Origin of the sequence: Streptomyces sp. CBMA291, from assembly GCF_014596525.1 — a bacterium.
Lineage (GTDB): Bacteria > Actinomycetota > Actinomycetes > Streptomycetales > Streptomycetaceae > Streptomyces.
Window position 1 is genome coordinate 39,788 of the sequence record NZ_MSJP01000040.1, and the last position, 13,442, is coordinate 53,229.

11 protein-coding genes are annotated in these 13,442 nt (G+C 72.7%); 3 read left to right on the forward strand and 8 right to left on the reverse strand.

The window, feature by feature from the left end; all coding sequences use genetic code 11:
• Positions 1-81: 81 nt before the first annotated feature.
• The 5 genes from BU197_RS11090 to BU197_RS11110 form a co-directional block, all read right to left on the reverse strand.
• Positions 82-2,946, reverse strand: coding sequence for an FtsX-like permease family protein (locus BU197_RS11090; protein ID WP_188267531.1), 2,865 nt, complete (start codon positions 2,944-2,946; stop codon positions 82-84).
• Positions 2,943-3,677, reverse strand: a complete 735-nt coding sequence (locus tag BU197_RS11095; protein ID WP_188267532.1) for an ABC transporter ATP-binding protein — start codon at positions 3,675-3,677, stop codon at positions 2,943-2,945. Before BU197_RS11095 ends, BU197_RS11090 begins: the two co-directional genes overlap by 4 nt.
• A gap of 194 nt (positions 3,678-3,871) precedes the next feature.
• Positions 3,872-4,531, reverse strand: coding sequence for a PadR family transcriptional regulator (locus BU197_RS11100; RefSeq protein ID WP_188267533.1), 660 nt, complete (start codon positions 4,529-4,531; stop codon positions 3,872-3,874).
• 96 nt (positions 4,532-4,627) lie between these two features.
• Complete coding sequence (locus BU197_RS11105) at positions 4,628-5,461, reverse strand: hypothetical protein (protein WP_188267550.1); 834 nt, start codon at positions 5,459-5,461, stop codon at positions 4,628-4,630.
• A 221-nt stretch (positions 5,462-5,682) separates the two neighbouring features.
• Positions 5,683-7,308, reverse strand: coding sequence for a protein kinase domain-containing protein (locus tag BU197_RS11110; RefSeq protein ID WP_188267534.1), 1,626 nt, complete (start codon positions 7,306-7,308; stop codon positions 5,683-5,685).
• A gap of 274 nt (positions 7,309-7,582) precedes the next feature.
• On the opposite strand from BU197_RS11110, the gene BU197_RS11115 reads away from it, so the two are divergent.
• Positions 7,583-9,187: a protein kinase domain-containing protein gene (locus tag BU197_RS11115; protein WP_188267535.1), complete on the forward strand. Its 1,605-nt coding sequence runs from the start codon at positions 7,583-7,585 to the stop codon at positions 9,185-9,187.
• Between the two features lie 105 nt (positions 9,188-9,292).
• Positions 9,293-9,466, forward strand: a complete 174-nt coding sequence (locus tag BU197_RS11120) for a hypothetical protein (RefSeq protein WP_188267536.1) — start codon at positions 9,293-9,295, stop codon at positions 9,464-9,466.
• Here BU197_RS11120 and BU197_RS11125 read toward each other — a convergent pair.
• From BU197_RS11125 to BU197_RS11135, 3 genes are all read right to left on the reverse strand, one after another.
• Entirely contained in the window at positions 9,456-10,547 is a 1,092-nt protein-coding gene (locus BU197_RS11125; protein WP_411158460.1) for a phosphotransferase, read from the reverse strand. The genes BU197_RS11120 and BU197_RS11125 overlap by 11 nt on opposite strands.
• 15 nt (positions 10,548-10,562) lie before the next feature.
• Positions 10,563-11,066 carry a pyridoxamine 5'-phosphate oxidase family protein gene (locus BU197_RS11130; RefSeq protein ID WP_188267537.1) on the reverse strand — a complete coding sequence of 168 codons (504 nt, stop codon included), beginning with the start codon at positions 11,064-11,066 and terminating at the stop codon, positions 10,563-10,565.
• A gap of 161 nt (positions 11,067-11,227) precedes the next feature.
• Positions 11,228-11,887, reverse strand: a complete 660-nt coding sequence (locus tag BU197_RS11135; protein WP_188267538.1) for a response regulator — start codon at positions 11,885-11,887, stop codon at positions 11,228-11,230.
• Positions 11,888-12,255: 368 nt separating this feature from the next.
• Here BU197_RS11135 and pdhA point away from each other — a divergent pair, with 368 nt between their 5' ends.
• Positions 12,256-13,440: a pyruvate dehydrogenase (acetyl-transferring) E1 component subunit alpha gene (gene pdhA, locus BU197_RS11140; protein ID WP_188267539.1), complete on the forward strand. Its 1,185-nt coding sequence runs from the start codon at positions 12,256-12,258 to the stop codon at positions 13,438-13,440.
• The last annotated feature ends 2 nt before the right edge of the window (positions 13,441-13,442 follow it).

Genomic DNA, 13,442 nt, shown 5'->3' on the forward strand with positions numbered 1-13,442 from the left:
ACAGGTGCGTCATCACAGGGTGTGCCCCTGGACAAGGGTGATCCACCCTTGTCCAGGGGCACAGGACGGCAACGAAGAGCGTCAGGTCGCCGCGCGCCGGGCCACCGCCCCGCGCGAACGGGTGACCAGAGCCGCGAGCAGCGCGGCGCCGAGCGGGACGACCACGAGCAGGCCCACGAGGGTCTCCCAGGGGATGACGATCGCGAGGTCCGGCCGGGTCATGTCGCTCGCCCAGCCCTCGGCGAGGTTCATCTCGTAGTAGCGGATCTGGTCGCGTTCCTGGGTGAGCCGGAGCCCCACGGCGGGCAGGATGCCGGCCGCCGAGCCCAGGACCACGCCCATCGCGGCGACGACTCCGCACTGGAAACCGCTGAGGGTACGGCGGACCCGGGGCGGGGCGCCCACGGCGGCGAGCGTCTTCAGATCGGCCTCCGCGTCGGCCTGGGCGAGACCGGTGGCGATTCCGGCGGCGCCGATGGTGACGAGGCCCGCGAAGACGGAGAGCGCGAGCAGGACGAGGGTGTACCGGGCGACGAAGCCCTCCTCCAGATGCATCTCGACGTTGCTGCCGAGCTTGGAGAACTCGGCGTCGAGCTTCTGACGGGCCTCGCCGTCCGGCATCCGCTCGGTGCTGGCGAAGGTGCCCATCGGGACCGTGGCCAGACCGGCGGCCTTGGCCGTGGCCGGGGTCATCAGGGCCCGGAGGCCGTAGGTCTTCGGCTGCCCGGGGACCCGGTAGGCGGGGATGGAGGTGATCTTCCCCGGGGCGGGGCGGCCCTCCTGGGCGGCCTTCTCGGCGGCGGCGTTGTCGGTGATCTGCTTGATGCCGATGCCGCCGTTCTTGTCGACCTGGGCACGGGAGAAGCTGACGATCTTCCCCTCGGCGAGGGCCTTCACCGCGCCCGCGTCCTCGATGCCGAGGACCTGGAGGAGCTTGGCATCGCCGACGAGAAGTCCGCCGTCGGTGTAGATGGTGCCCCTGCCGGACGAATCCGTGCAGCGCCAGTCCTCGGAGAGGAGCTTCTTCCGCTGCTCGGGGGTGAACCGGGCCGAGGGGTCGCTGCCGTCGGCTACCGGGGCGAACAGGGGGCACTCGTTGGCCGGGGGGACGACGACCTCGTAGCTGCCGCAGCCCGCCCCGCCGCCCCACAGGGAGCAGCCCGGCTTGCCGACAGAGACGCGCTCGACGTCGGCGCGTACGTCGACCGGGAAGTAGCGCGAGACGGCCTCGCGGACGGCGGGGACGTCCCGGCCGCCTTCCTCCATGACGAGGGCGGAGACCGCTCCGTAGGGCAGTTCGGCCTGGTACTGGGACCTGCTGTCCGCCTCGGTGCTCGCCATGTAGGTGGAGACGGCGACCGTGCCCGCGACGGCGGCGAGGACGGCGGCGACGGCGGGTGCCGTACGGCCCCGGTTGCGGACGGCGTCGCGTAGGGCGAGCCGGGGCGACAGCGGCAGCCAGCGTCCGACCCGCCCGAACAGGCCCACCAGGGCCGGGGTCATGGCGACGAAGCCCAGCTCGGCGAGGGCGGAGCCCGCCGCGACGAGGAAGGCTTCCTCCGAGACCATCGAGCCGAAGAGGGCTGCCGCGCCGCCCAGGAGGAGGGCGCCGAGACCGATCAGGGGCAGCACCCTGCTGCTGCGGCGGACCCCGCGCCGGCCGGTGAGCGAGGCGAGGACGGTCTGCCGGGAGGCGGTGAAGGCGGGGACGACCGCGGCGAGCAGACCGGTCAGGACGGCGAGCAGCGCGATGCCGAGGATTTCCAGCGGCCGGACGTCGAAGGCGCCGAACCGCTGGCCCATGGCGTCTTCGAGGAGCGGCTGGAGCAGCAGGGTGAGGATCACGGCGAGGACCGTGCCGATGACCGCCGCGGCGACGCCGATCACCAGACCGCCGCTCAGGACGATGGCCCGGATGTGGCTGCGGGCACCGCCGTTGGCCCCGACCAGACCCAGCTGACGGCGCGAACGCCGGGCGCCGACCGCGAAGGCGGGACCGGCCAGCAGACAGATCTCCAGCATGGCCAGGCCCACGACGGTGACGAGGGAGGCGACGGCGGCGGTGTTCGACTCCGGACCGGAGCCGTAGTCGCCCCAGCCGCCCTTCTGGAAGAGCGGGACCTCCGACTTGGCGGGCGGGTCGAGGAGCACGGCGCGCGAAGCGACGGTCACGCCCTTGGTGTTGATCTCCTGGACCGCGTTCCACGTGAAACCACCGGCCTTGCGGACCAGATACGTGGTGGAGAGGTCGGGCGCGGGCAGACCGGCCTTCTCGACGGCCTTCCCGTACGGGGCGAGGAAGGCCCCCGGCAGCGCGTTGATCTGGTCGGTCTTCAGCGAGTCGGGAATCTCGTAGGCGCCGACGATCAGGTACGGGCGATCGAAGTTGCGGGCGGAAAGGGGGGAACCGATCGACAGGCCACTGACTTCGAGGAAGTGGGAGGTCGCCATGACCTCGTCGTTCTTCTCCGGGTAACGCCCTTCCAGAAGCGGCAGGATGCCCCGGGCCATCGGGTCGGACGCCTTCAGCTCGCGTACCTCGGTGGCGAGCAAACCGTGGGCCGTCGTCAGTTTGGCCGAGCCGACGGTGTCCGTGAGGACGGTGGAGCCCGCCGGGATGGCCTTGGGCACGTCGGTGGGACCGCTCGGCCAGGGCTTGTCCTCGTAGTCCCCGACCGGAGTGTTCATGTCGCCGGTCGGGTCCTGGAGGACCGGGGCACCGCCGTAATTCGGGTCCTTGAACCGGGCGTCCGCCGCGCCGAGTTGGCGGTCGGCCTGCTCGACGGGGGAGAGCTGGGAACTGCGGTAGGTCAGATCGAAGGCGCTGACGCCCAGGATCGGCAGGGCGATCATCGCGAGCACGAGGGCGCTGCGGCCCTTGGAACGCCAGGCGTCGCGACGGGCGATGCGGATCGCGGCCCGCCAGGAGTGGAACCAGGTCTTCACGCCTCGGCCACCTGGCCCGAAAGCAGGGAGTCGGCGTCGCTGCGCACCGTCTGGTCGACGATGGCGCCGTCCCGCAGGAACACGACCCGGTCGGCCCATGCGGCGAACCGGGGCTCGTGGGTGACGAGGACCCCGGCGGCACCGGCGTCGCAGCGGCTGCGGAGCAGGGCGAGCACGGACTCGCCGGTCTCGGAGTCGAGGGCGCCGGTCGGCTCGTCGGCGAGGACCAGGCGGCGGTCGCCCACCAGGGCGCGGGCGACGGCCACGCGCTGCTGCTGACCGCCGGACATCTCGTCGGGGAAGCGGTCGGCGAGGTGCCCGAGCCCCATCTCCTCCAGGGCCTTGACGGCTTCGGCGCGCGCCTTGCGGGCGGAGGTGCCGTCCAGTTCGAGGGGGAGGGCCACGTTCTCGGCGGCGGTGAGCGCCGGGATGAGGTTGTAGTCCTGGAAGACGTAGCCGATGCTGCGGCGGCGCAGGGCGGCGAGCTGCTTGGTCCCGAGGGTGGTGATGTCGGTGCCCTCGACGACGACCTGGCCCGAGGAGGGGGCGTCGAGGCCGCCCGCGATGGTGAGCAGCGTGGACTTGCCGGAGCCCGACGGGCCCATGACGGCGACGAGTTCGCCGGGGTAGACGTCGAGGTCGATCCCGCGCAGGGCGTGCACCTCGGTGGCGCCCGAGCCGTGGACTCGGGTCAGGTTCTTGAGTTGCAGCACGGGCTGCGGTGCGGACATGAAGGGTCCCCCCTTGGACGTGCCCGATGGTCGTCCGGGCACGTGAGCGAGCGGTGGAAGGTGGTGCGAAGGAGATACGGGCGGGCGCGACCGTGCGGTCCGCGTGCTTCGCCCGGTGCCGGTGCGGCCGGTGCGGCCGGCGGGTCCGGACTTGCGGTGGGGCGGTAGGTGGCTGCTGCCCGGTGGTGGGGCGGTCAGCGGGTCCGGCCCAGTGGCGGGGCGGTGTCCCGGGCCGCCGGGGGGCCGGGTGCCGTGTCCGTCGCCGGGTCGGTGGTGTGCGGTGGGGTGGTCGGGCCCGGGTTCGGGCCGGTCGTCGAGAGGCGGATGAGGCGGGACTCGCAGTGGTCGAGCCAGCGGGCCTCGGCCTCGGTCTGGAAGATCAGCTGCTCCAGGACGAGCAGCCAGGCCACGTCGTCCCGTTCGCGGGCGCCGCCGGTCTCGACGGCGGCCAGCGCCTGGGCCTTGAGCCGGGTGTAGTCCTGCATCGCCTTCACGGTGTGGCGGCGCTGGGACTGGATGACGTCGCGGATGTCGACACCGGGGGCGCCCACGGCCATGGCGAGCTTGATGGCCAGCTCGTCGCGGGCGGGGCTGCTGCGGTCCACCGGCTTCCCGAACCAGGTTCTCAGCTCGGCGCGACCGGCGTCGGTGATCGCGTAGAGCGTGTGCCCGGCCGTGTCCTCGCCGCTCTGGGTCACCATGCCGTCGCGTTCGAGACGGCTGAGGGTCGTGTAGACCTGACCGACGTTGAGCGGCCAGGTGGAGCCGGTGCGCGACTCGAACTCCGTGCGGAGCTGGGAGCCGTACCGAGGACCGCGTTCGAGGAGGGCGAGGAGCCCATGGCGAATCGACATACTCAGTATGTATACCGGGTATGCCGAGCCCGGCAACCGTCCTGAGAGGGAAGCGGCGGGTCCGTCTCAAGGGGGACCCGGACGGCTCCGGAGGGCTCAGCGGCGTCGCATCCGCAGCCCGAGGAACCCGATGCCGAGCCCCATCAGGGAGAGCCCCACCCCCAGGGTGAACACAGGAATGCGCTGGTCGGCGAGGGGAGACGAGTTTTTCGCCGCCAGTTGCGGTGCGGCGGCGGGCCGACTGGCGGACGGGGTCGCCGGAAGGGGCGCCTCCTCCTCACGTACCGTCCCCTCCTCCTCCCCGGCGCCGTCGCGGGCCCCCGGTTCTGTAGCGGTTTCGGTACGGGTGGCCCCGCCCGGTGTGGTCCCGGCGCTCGCGGAGGCGGTCGGACCCGGTGGGCGTCCGGGCCGCACGCGCCCCTCCCCGGCGGGGAGCCCGGCCAGGGAGGCGGGGTCGCTGGGCGCGGGGGCGTCGGTGGGCTCGGCGCTCGACACGGGGGGCGCGAGGTGCCCGGGGGAAGCGCTCCCGGCGTGCGCGGGCGCTCCGGACGCGCCGGGGGGACGGCCCGGCGACGCGGATCCGGTCCCGGAGGGGGCCGCGGCGGCACCGGCCGGGGGCGGGGCGGGGGCCGGAGGCGAGGAGAGGGCGGGTCCGGGCGTGGGATCGGGAGCGGGGACGGGGGCGTGCGCGGGGCGCGCGGCCGTGTCCTCGCCGAGTGCGCGGGGCAGGGTGGGTGCGGGGAAGGGCGAGTCACCCTCCCCGAGCGCGCGGGGCAGGGTGTGGGCGGAGGAGGCGCTGTCCGCCCCGGCTCCCCGGGGCGCCGCGCCGTACCCGTGAGGAGCCCCGTACAGCGCCGCGGCGCAGGTGAACGCGCAGGCGAGCGTGGGGCCGACCCTGCGTGACCGGGCCCTGCGGAGTGCTGGAATCACCGGGTGAACCCCTCCCGTACCGAGCCGCCGAGGTGGTGCGCCCAGCGTCACACGCCGGACCGCTCCCGGCATCCGGGACGGGGCGGCGGGGGTAAGGGAAGAGTCCGGGGCGCTCTCGTGGCGGAGTACGGCGGAGTACGGCGGAGTACGTACGGGAGGAGCCCCGGGAGTCACGGCGCCGCCGGGCCGAGGGGCCGGGCGGCGCGCGGAGGGGCCGGGGGTTACTGCGGAGGGTTGCCCGTGGAGACCTTGAGGGTGAACTCGGCGTCCTTGTCGGTGATGTCCGCCCCGGCCGGCGGGTACTGCTCAAGGACCGTGCCCTCGCCGTAGGTCGACTCGTCCACCGGGGTCTGGACCATGATCTTCCAGCCCGCCGCCTGGACGCAGTCCTTCACCGACTGGATGTTCTTGTAGGTGAGGCTGGGGACCTCGAACTTCTCCGGGTCGTCGCTCGACTCGGTCGGCTGGGTGCACTTCTTCGCGTCGATGGTCTTGCTCAGGTCGGGACCCTTGTGGCCGGGCGCCGCCGTCTGCTCCTGCCGCCCGGTCCCGCCCGCCTGCTGGCCCTCGTCCTTCTTCATGAGGTCGCGGGCGAGGAACACCCCGCCGACCGCGAGGAGGACGACGACGATCGCGCCCACGACGACCGGGGTGTTCCGCCGGGGGCGCCCGGCGGACGGGGCGGGCGCGGGGGTGTGCACCGGCGCGTAGGGCGCGGGCGCGGGAGCCTGGTACATCGGCGCGGGCGTCGGAGCCTGCGGCGGGTAGCCGTAGGTGGGGGCGGGCGCGGGGGTCGCGGGGCCGTACGGGCCGGGCTGCGGCGTCGGCGGCAGATACGGCTGCTGGACGCCCTGGGGCGCGGGGTGCGGGCCGGGCTGCGGGGCGCCGATCGGCGGGAAGACGGCGGAGCCGACGCCCGCGCCGCTGCTGACGGGACCGCCCTGGACGATCACCGGGGCGCCGCTCTGGCCCGCCGAGAGCACCCGCAGGCACTCGTCGCGCATCGCGGAGGCGCTCGGGAACCGCTCGTTCGGGTTCTTTCGCAGGGCGCGGGCGACGAGCGCGTCCATCGCCGGGGTCACCGCGCGGTTGACGGAGGACGGGGCGACCGGCTCCTCCTGTACATGCGCGTAGGCGATGGCCAGCGGGGAGTCGGCGTCGAAGGGCAGCCGGCCGGTCAGCAGCTGGAAGAGCATGATGCCGACCGAGTAGAGGTCGGAGCGGGCGTCCACGGGGCGGCCCAGGGCCTGCTCGGGGGAGAGGTACTGCGGGGTGCCGACGACCATGCCGGTCTGCGTCATCGAGGTGACGCCGGACTGCATGGCCCGCGCGATGCCGAAGTCCATGACCTTGACCACGCCGCGCTTGGTCGTCATCACGTTGCCCGGCTTGATGTCCCGGTGGACCAGGCCCATCTCGTGGCTGACGTCGAGGGCGGCGAGGACGTCGGCGGTCACCCGCAGCGCCTTGTCGGCGGGCATCGCCCCGTACTGCCGGATGTCGGAGGCGAGGACCGAGCCGAGCGGCTGCCCCTCCACGTACTCCATGACGATGTACGGCATGACGGCGCCGTCGAGGGTGTCCTCGCCGGTGTCGAAGACGGAGACGATGTTGGTGTGCGACAGCTTCGCGACCGCCTGCGCCTCGCGCCGGAACCGCTCGCGGAAGGACTGCTCCCGGCCCAGCTCCGTGTGGAGGGTCTTGATCGCGACCTGCCGGTCGAGGGCGCTGTCGTAGGCCAGGTAGACGGAGGCCATGCCGCCCTCGCCGAGAAGGTCACGCAGCTGGTACCGGCCGCCCGCGACCGAACCGCCCGCGTAGCGGCCCTGTGCGCCGTCCTGGCTCATCCGTGCTTCCCCCTACGCGCGCGTGGCGGCGTCGATCCGAATTTCCTGGCCAAGTCTGCCCCAGGGCACCGACACGTCAAGCCGGGTGCCCGTTCCGTGACCCTCCGCACAGGGCGGATATCCGAAGGGTTCGCGGGCGGGCGGAGGAATCCCATCGAATTTGCACAGGTGTACGTGAACGGGGTTGGATGGCCGGTCCATCTCGGACCGTGATGTCGTACGAAGCCTGTAGCGTGACGACTGGACACGGCACGACAGACGACGGCGAGGACTGATGGCACCCGAATCCGGAGCAGGTGGCGGTGTGCCGGACGCGGCAGCGGAGTCCTGGGGCGTCGGTGGCGTCGTCGGTGACGGACGCTACCGGCTGACGCACCGTCTGGGCCGCGGCGGCATGGCCGAGGTGTTCGCGGCGGAGGACGTACGGCTCGGCCGCACCGTCGCCGTCAAGCTCCTCCGCGCCGACCTGGCCGAGGACCCGGTCTCCAAGGCCCGGTTCACCCGCGAGGCGCAGTCCGTCGCGGGCCTCAACCACCATGCGATCGTCGCCGTGTACGACTCCGGCGAGGACCTCGTGGGCGGGCGGCCCGTGCCGTACATCGTGATGGAGCTGGTCGAGGGCCGCACCATCCGCGACCTGCTGCTCAGCGCCGAGGCGCCGGGCCCCGAGCAGGCCCTCATCATCGTCTCCGGGGTGCTTGAGGCGTTGGCATATTCGCATCAGCACGGCATCGTGCACCGGGACATCAAGCCCGCCAACGTGATCATCACCCACAGCGGCGCGGTGAAGGTCATGGACTTCGGCATCGCCCGTGCCCTGCACGGCGCGCAGTCCACGATGACGCAGACCGGCATGGTCATGGGCACCCCGCAGTACCTCTCCCCGGAGCAGGCCCTCGGCAAGGCCGTCGACCACCGCTCCGACCTGTACGCGACGGGCTGTCTCCTCTACGAACTCCTCGCGCTGCGTCCGCCTTTCACCGGCGAGACGCCGCTCTCCGTCGTGTACCAGCACGTCCAGGACACCCCGGTGCCGCCCTCCGAGGTGACGCACGCCGTGCCGCCGGAGCTCGACGGTCTGGTGATGCGCTCGCTCGCGAAGGACCCGGACGACCGGTTCCAGAGCGCCGAGGAGATGCGCGGGCTCATCCAGTACGGCCTCCAGATGCTCCAGCAGCAGGGCGGCCACACCGGCACGTGGAACACCGGCCCCGTCGGTCTGCACGACGGGGTGCACACCCAGGTCAACGGGATGGCGGCGACCACCGCCATGGGCCACCCGATGCACGGCGAGACCGCGCAGGGCCCGATCCTCCCGCCGATGAACCCGGACGACGGCGGCTACGGCGGCTACGACGGCGGTCCGGTCGCCGCCGGCGGCTACGGCCAGGACGTCGGCTACCAGCAGGGCCGGGGCCGTGCCGGGCGCGGCAAGGTGTGGCTGTTCGCCGCGCTCGCGCTGATCGCGGTCGTCGTCGGCATCGTCTTCGCGCTGGACCCGCCGGGCCGTACGGACGACTCGCCCGGCAACACCCCGACGGTCACCGACGCGCCGACGACCGCCTCGGAGGAGCCCACGCCCTCGGAGGAGCCGTCCCAGGAGCCGACGCGCGACCAGGGCAACTCCGACGGCGGCGCCACCCAGCAGCCGTGGACGCCGCCGCGCACCCACCGGCCGACCACCCAGCCCGCTCCCACGGAGGAGACCACGGGCGAGCCGGTGACCGAGCCGACCCCGTCGGAGGAGCCGACCGAGGAGCCGACGAAGACGACGGCACCGCCGACGGAGCCGACCGGCGAGCCGACGACCGAGGCGCCGCCGACCTCGACCGTCAACCCGGAGACGCCTCCGACGGGCGGCGGCGCCCCGACCGGCTGACCGGCCGCTCTCCGCACGGAAGGACCGCCCGGCACGCACGAAGCGTGCCGGGCGGCCTGTTTCACGTGGAACCGCACCCTGGCACCGTCGCGTGGAGACGCCTTCGTGTGGAGGTGCCTTCGCGCGAGCACACCCGGCACCGAGCCCGTCACCGCGCCCGGCACCGAGCCCGTCACCGCGCCCGGCACCGAGCCCGTCACCGCGCCCGGCACCGAGCCCGTCACCGCGCCCGGCACCGAGCCCGGCACCGCGCCCGGCACCGCGCCCGTCACCCCGTGAACGCGTCCCGCACCGCCTCGTACTCGCGGGTCCACCACACCGCCAGGGCCGACACGGCGGGGAACTGCGGGTCGGCCCGCCGGTCGAGCAGCTGGTAGCGCCAGCGCAGGGTCCAGAAGTCGTTGAGGCGCTCCCACCACACCCGGTGGACGGCCGCCGCCAGTTCCGCGCGTCCCGCGCCCGCCGCCTCCCGGTACGCGCGCGCGTACTCCCGCACCTTGTCCAAGGCCAGCTCGCCTTCCGGGCGTACGAAGAAGATGGCCGCCGCCCTGACCGCTTCCTCGGCCCGGGGGTGTAACCCGAGCCGGTCCCAGTCGATGATCGCGGCGGGCTCGGCGCCCCGGTAGAGCAGGTTCAGCGGGTGGAAGTCGCCGTGCACCCAGCCCGCGGCGGTGGCGGGCGGCGGGCGCCGGTGCGCGTGCTGGGCGAGGAGTCTGCGCCGCTCCCTGAGGCGGTGCTCGGCGAGGGCGTCGAAGCTGTCGCGGGGGTGGTGGGCGCGGGCGAGCCGGAGCAGTTCCCCGATGGCCCGGAAGGTGTCCGGGAGGTCGGCGCTCGCGCGGGCGTCCTCGTCGGCGACCGCGCCGGGCTCCTCGTCCTCCTGCCCCGGGGCGGACATCACGAGGGCCAGGGCGGTGTGGACCTGCCCGAGGAGGGTGCCGAGGCGCCGGGAGCCGCAGGGGGAGAGCTGGGCGCCGTTCCGGTGCCGTCCGTCCACCCAGGGGTGCAGGGCGTAGCAGTGGCCGTCGACGACGGTGACCGTACGGCCCGAGGAGTCGGCGAGGGGCGGGGCGACGGGCAGTCCGAGGGCGCCGAGGCGCTGGGTGGCCCGGTGCTGGCGGGCGATGGTGGCGCGGTCGGCGGTGGGCGCGTCGAGGTGCTGCTTGAGGAAGTAGGTGCCGCGCGTGGTGGAGAGACGGAAGCCCCGGTTGAGCAGTCCCTCGGTGACAGGCACGCAGGAGAGGGGTTCTCCGGCGTGCCGGTGGTGGCGCAGCAGGGCGCCGAGGGGCGGGGTGCCCACGGGCCGGGCGGTCGGCGGCCGGTGGGTGGTCGGCGGGGTGAGCGTTTCAGATGAGCGCGGCACCCGCCAGATGTTAGATCACGCTACGTGGTGGAGGTGTCGCCGTACGGAACGCTCGGCGTTCTGCCGGGCCGAGGGGGGCCCGCCCTGACGGCCCACGGGGGCGGCCGGAGGGTGGCAGACGGGCGTCTCACCGGGGTAGTCGAGGGAGTGGACGGTCACGAACCGCGGGTCGACGCGCATGAAGACGGGGACGAAGGGCTCGCCGTCGACAGTGTCAGGTTGGGAGCCGAAGGCCCTGAGTTGCGCCTCGGTGGGCCGGACGATCTCGGCGGTGCCGGCGAACTGCACGGACCACAGGTGCTCGGATCCGGAGTTGAAGTTGTCCGCGCCGTAGGCGACGACGCTGCCGTTGCAGGCACGGTGGTAGCCGAGCCCTTCGTGGAGCCGGATCAGGACCTGTCCCTCGGACACGATGTGCCGAGCGGGGGCGACGAACGGCATCGCCCGCATGCTGGTCGCCACCCGGCCGTAGGACACGCGGCTGAGCAGCTCAATGGCGCGGATCTCGTCGGAGGACATGTTTCCACTCTCCGCCATCGCCACCCTGCCCGAAAAGGGGCCCCAGCCCCGCTTTCACGGGGACGTAGGTCCCGAAACGTGCGTCCGACCCCGCTCTCGGCCTCCGTACGGACCTCGGCGGGTGCCGTACGGGGAGAGCGGGGTCTCGGGGGACGGCTCCGTCAGTGGCGCTCCGCCTGGAGTCGTGCCACGTACGCGGCGGCCTGCGAGCGCCGCTCCATGCCCAGCTTGGACAGCAGGCTGGAGACGTAGTTCTTGATGGTCTTCTCCGCGAGGTGGAGCCGCTCGCCGATGACCCGGTTGGTCAGGCCCTCGCCGATCAGGTCCAGGATCTTGCGCTCCTGCTCGGTCAGGTTGGCGAGCTTGTCGTCGCCCTTCGGGTTGTTGCCGTCGCGCAGCCGCTCCAGGACCCGGGCGGTCGCCACCGGGTCGAGCAGCGACTTGCCGGCCGCCACGTCACGCACCGCGTTGAGCAGCTCGTTGCCCCGGATGGCCTTGAGGACGTAGCCCGAGGCCCCGGCCATGATCGCGTCGAAGAGCGCCTCGTCGTCCGCGTACGAGGTCAGCATCAGGCACTTGACGTCCTCGTCCTGCGAGCGGACCTCGCGGCACACCTCGACGCCGCTGCCGTCCGGCAGCCGTACGTCGAGGACCGCGACGTCGGGGCGGGTCGCGGGGATCCTGACCAGCGCGTCCGCCGCCGTTCCCGCCTCGCCGACCACCTCGATGTCGTCTTCCACGGAGAGCAGCTCGTGGACGCCGCGCCGGACGACTTCATGGTCGTCCAGCAGAAATACCCGGATTTTTCCTTCTTCGCGCACGCTGCCAGTCTCACATATTGGCTCTTCCCGCGCCCGGGGTGCGCGGGATAACGTCTCGGATGTTCCGGCGGCTCTCCGCAGCCGTTGCCGACGCGTTGACCAGCCGTTGTTCCCCGTTTTCTGGATTTACTTGGAAATCCAAGCAAAATCGCAGGTCAAGTGGGGTTTCGCGGGAATGTCGCGCGATGGGTAACGTGCGTATGACAGGGCGCTCGCCGGGGCACCTGTCACGCCCGACCCCGGCCGCGTCGCACCCACCCCGTGCGAAGGGCACGGATAAGGCGGAGAGCCTCCCCTTGCCCAGCGGCAGGGGGGACCCAGGCCTTACCGGCGAACCCGGGGGGCCGGACCGACGGAGGAGCACGCACGTGACCGTGGAGAGCACTGCCGCGCGCAAGACGACGCGACGCAGCAGCGGCACCAAGCGCACCGCTAGCGCGAGCACCAGCACCACCAAGAAGACGAGCGCGCGCGGCGCGGCGGAGCCTGAGCTCGTCCAGCTGCTGACGCCCGAGGGAGAGCGCGTCCAGCACCCCGACTACGACATCGACCTGAGCGCCGAGGAGCTGCGCGGTCTCTACCGCGACATGGTCCTCACCCGCCGGTTCGACGCCGAGGCGACCTCCCTCCAGCGGCAGGGCGAGCTGGGTCTGTGGGCCTCGCTGCTCGGCCAGGAGGCGGCCCAGATCGGTTCCGGCCGTGCCCTGCGGGACGACGACTACGTTTTCCCGACCTACCGCGAGCACGGTGTGGCCTGGGTCCGGGGCGTCGACCCGACGAATCTCCTGGGAATGTTCCGGGGGGTGAACCACGGCGGCTGGGACCCCAACAGCAATAATTTCCACCTGTACACGATCGTCATCGGTTCGCAGACGCTGCACGCCACCGGATATGCGATGGGTATCGCCAAGGACGGCGCGGATTCCGCCGTCATCGCGTACTTCGGCGACGGCGCTTCCAGCCAGGGCGATGTGAACGAGGCGTTCACCTTCTCCGCCGTCTACAACGCGCCCGTCGTGTTCTTCTGCCAGAACAACCAGTGGGCGATCTCCGAGCCCACCGAGAAGCAGACCCGCGTCCCGCTCTACCAGCGCGCCCGCGGCTTCGGCTTCCCCGGCGTCCGGGTCGACGGCAACGACGTCCTGGCCTGCCTCGCGGTGACGAAGTCCGCCCTGGAGCGGGCCCGCCGCGGCGAGGGCCCGACCCTCGTCGAGGCCTTCACCTACCGGATGGGCGCCCACACCACCTCCGACGACCCGACGAAGTACCGCAGGGACGAGGAGCGGGAGGCCTGGGAGGCCAAGGACCCGATCCTGCGCCTCAAGGCGTACCTGGAGCGCGAGGGCCACGCCGACGAGGCCTTCTTCGAGGAGCTGGAAGCGGAGAGCGAGACCCTCGGCAAGCGGGTCCGCGAGGCCGTGCGGTCCATGCCCGACCCGGACCACACCGCGATGTTCGAGCACGTCTACGCGGACGGGCACACGCTCGTCGACGAGGAGCGCGCGCAGTTCACCGCCTACCAGGCGTCCTTCGCGGATGACGAGGTCAAGTAACC

Bases quoted from the DNA above. Each gene is read 5' to 3' on its own strand.
- BU197_RS11115 (WP_188267535.1), top strand. From the start codon at position 7,583: ATGGCACCCGAATCCGGAGCAGGTGGCGGTGTGCCGGACGCGGCAGCG.
- BU197_RS11130 (WP_188267537.1), bottom strand. From the start codon at position 11,066: ATGTCCTCCGACGAGATCCGCGCCATTGAGCTGCTCAGCCGCGTGTCC.
- BU197_RS11095 (WP_188267532.1), bottom strand. From the start codon at position 3,677: ATGTCCGCACCGCAGCCCGTGCTGCAACTCAAGAACCTGACCCGAGTC.
- BU197_RS11110 (WP_188267534.1), bottom strand. From the start codon at position 7,308: ATGAGCCAGGACGGCGCACAGGGCCGCTACGCGGGCGGTTCGGTCGCG.
- BU197_RS11100 (WP_188267533.1), bottom strand. From the start codon at position 4,531: ATGTCGATTCGCCATGGGCTCCTCGCCCTCCTCGAACGCGGTCCTCGG.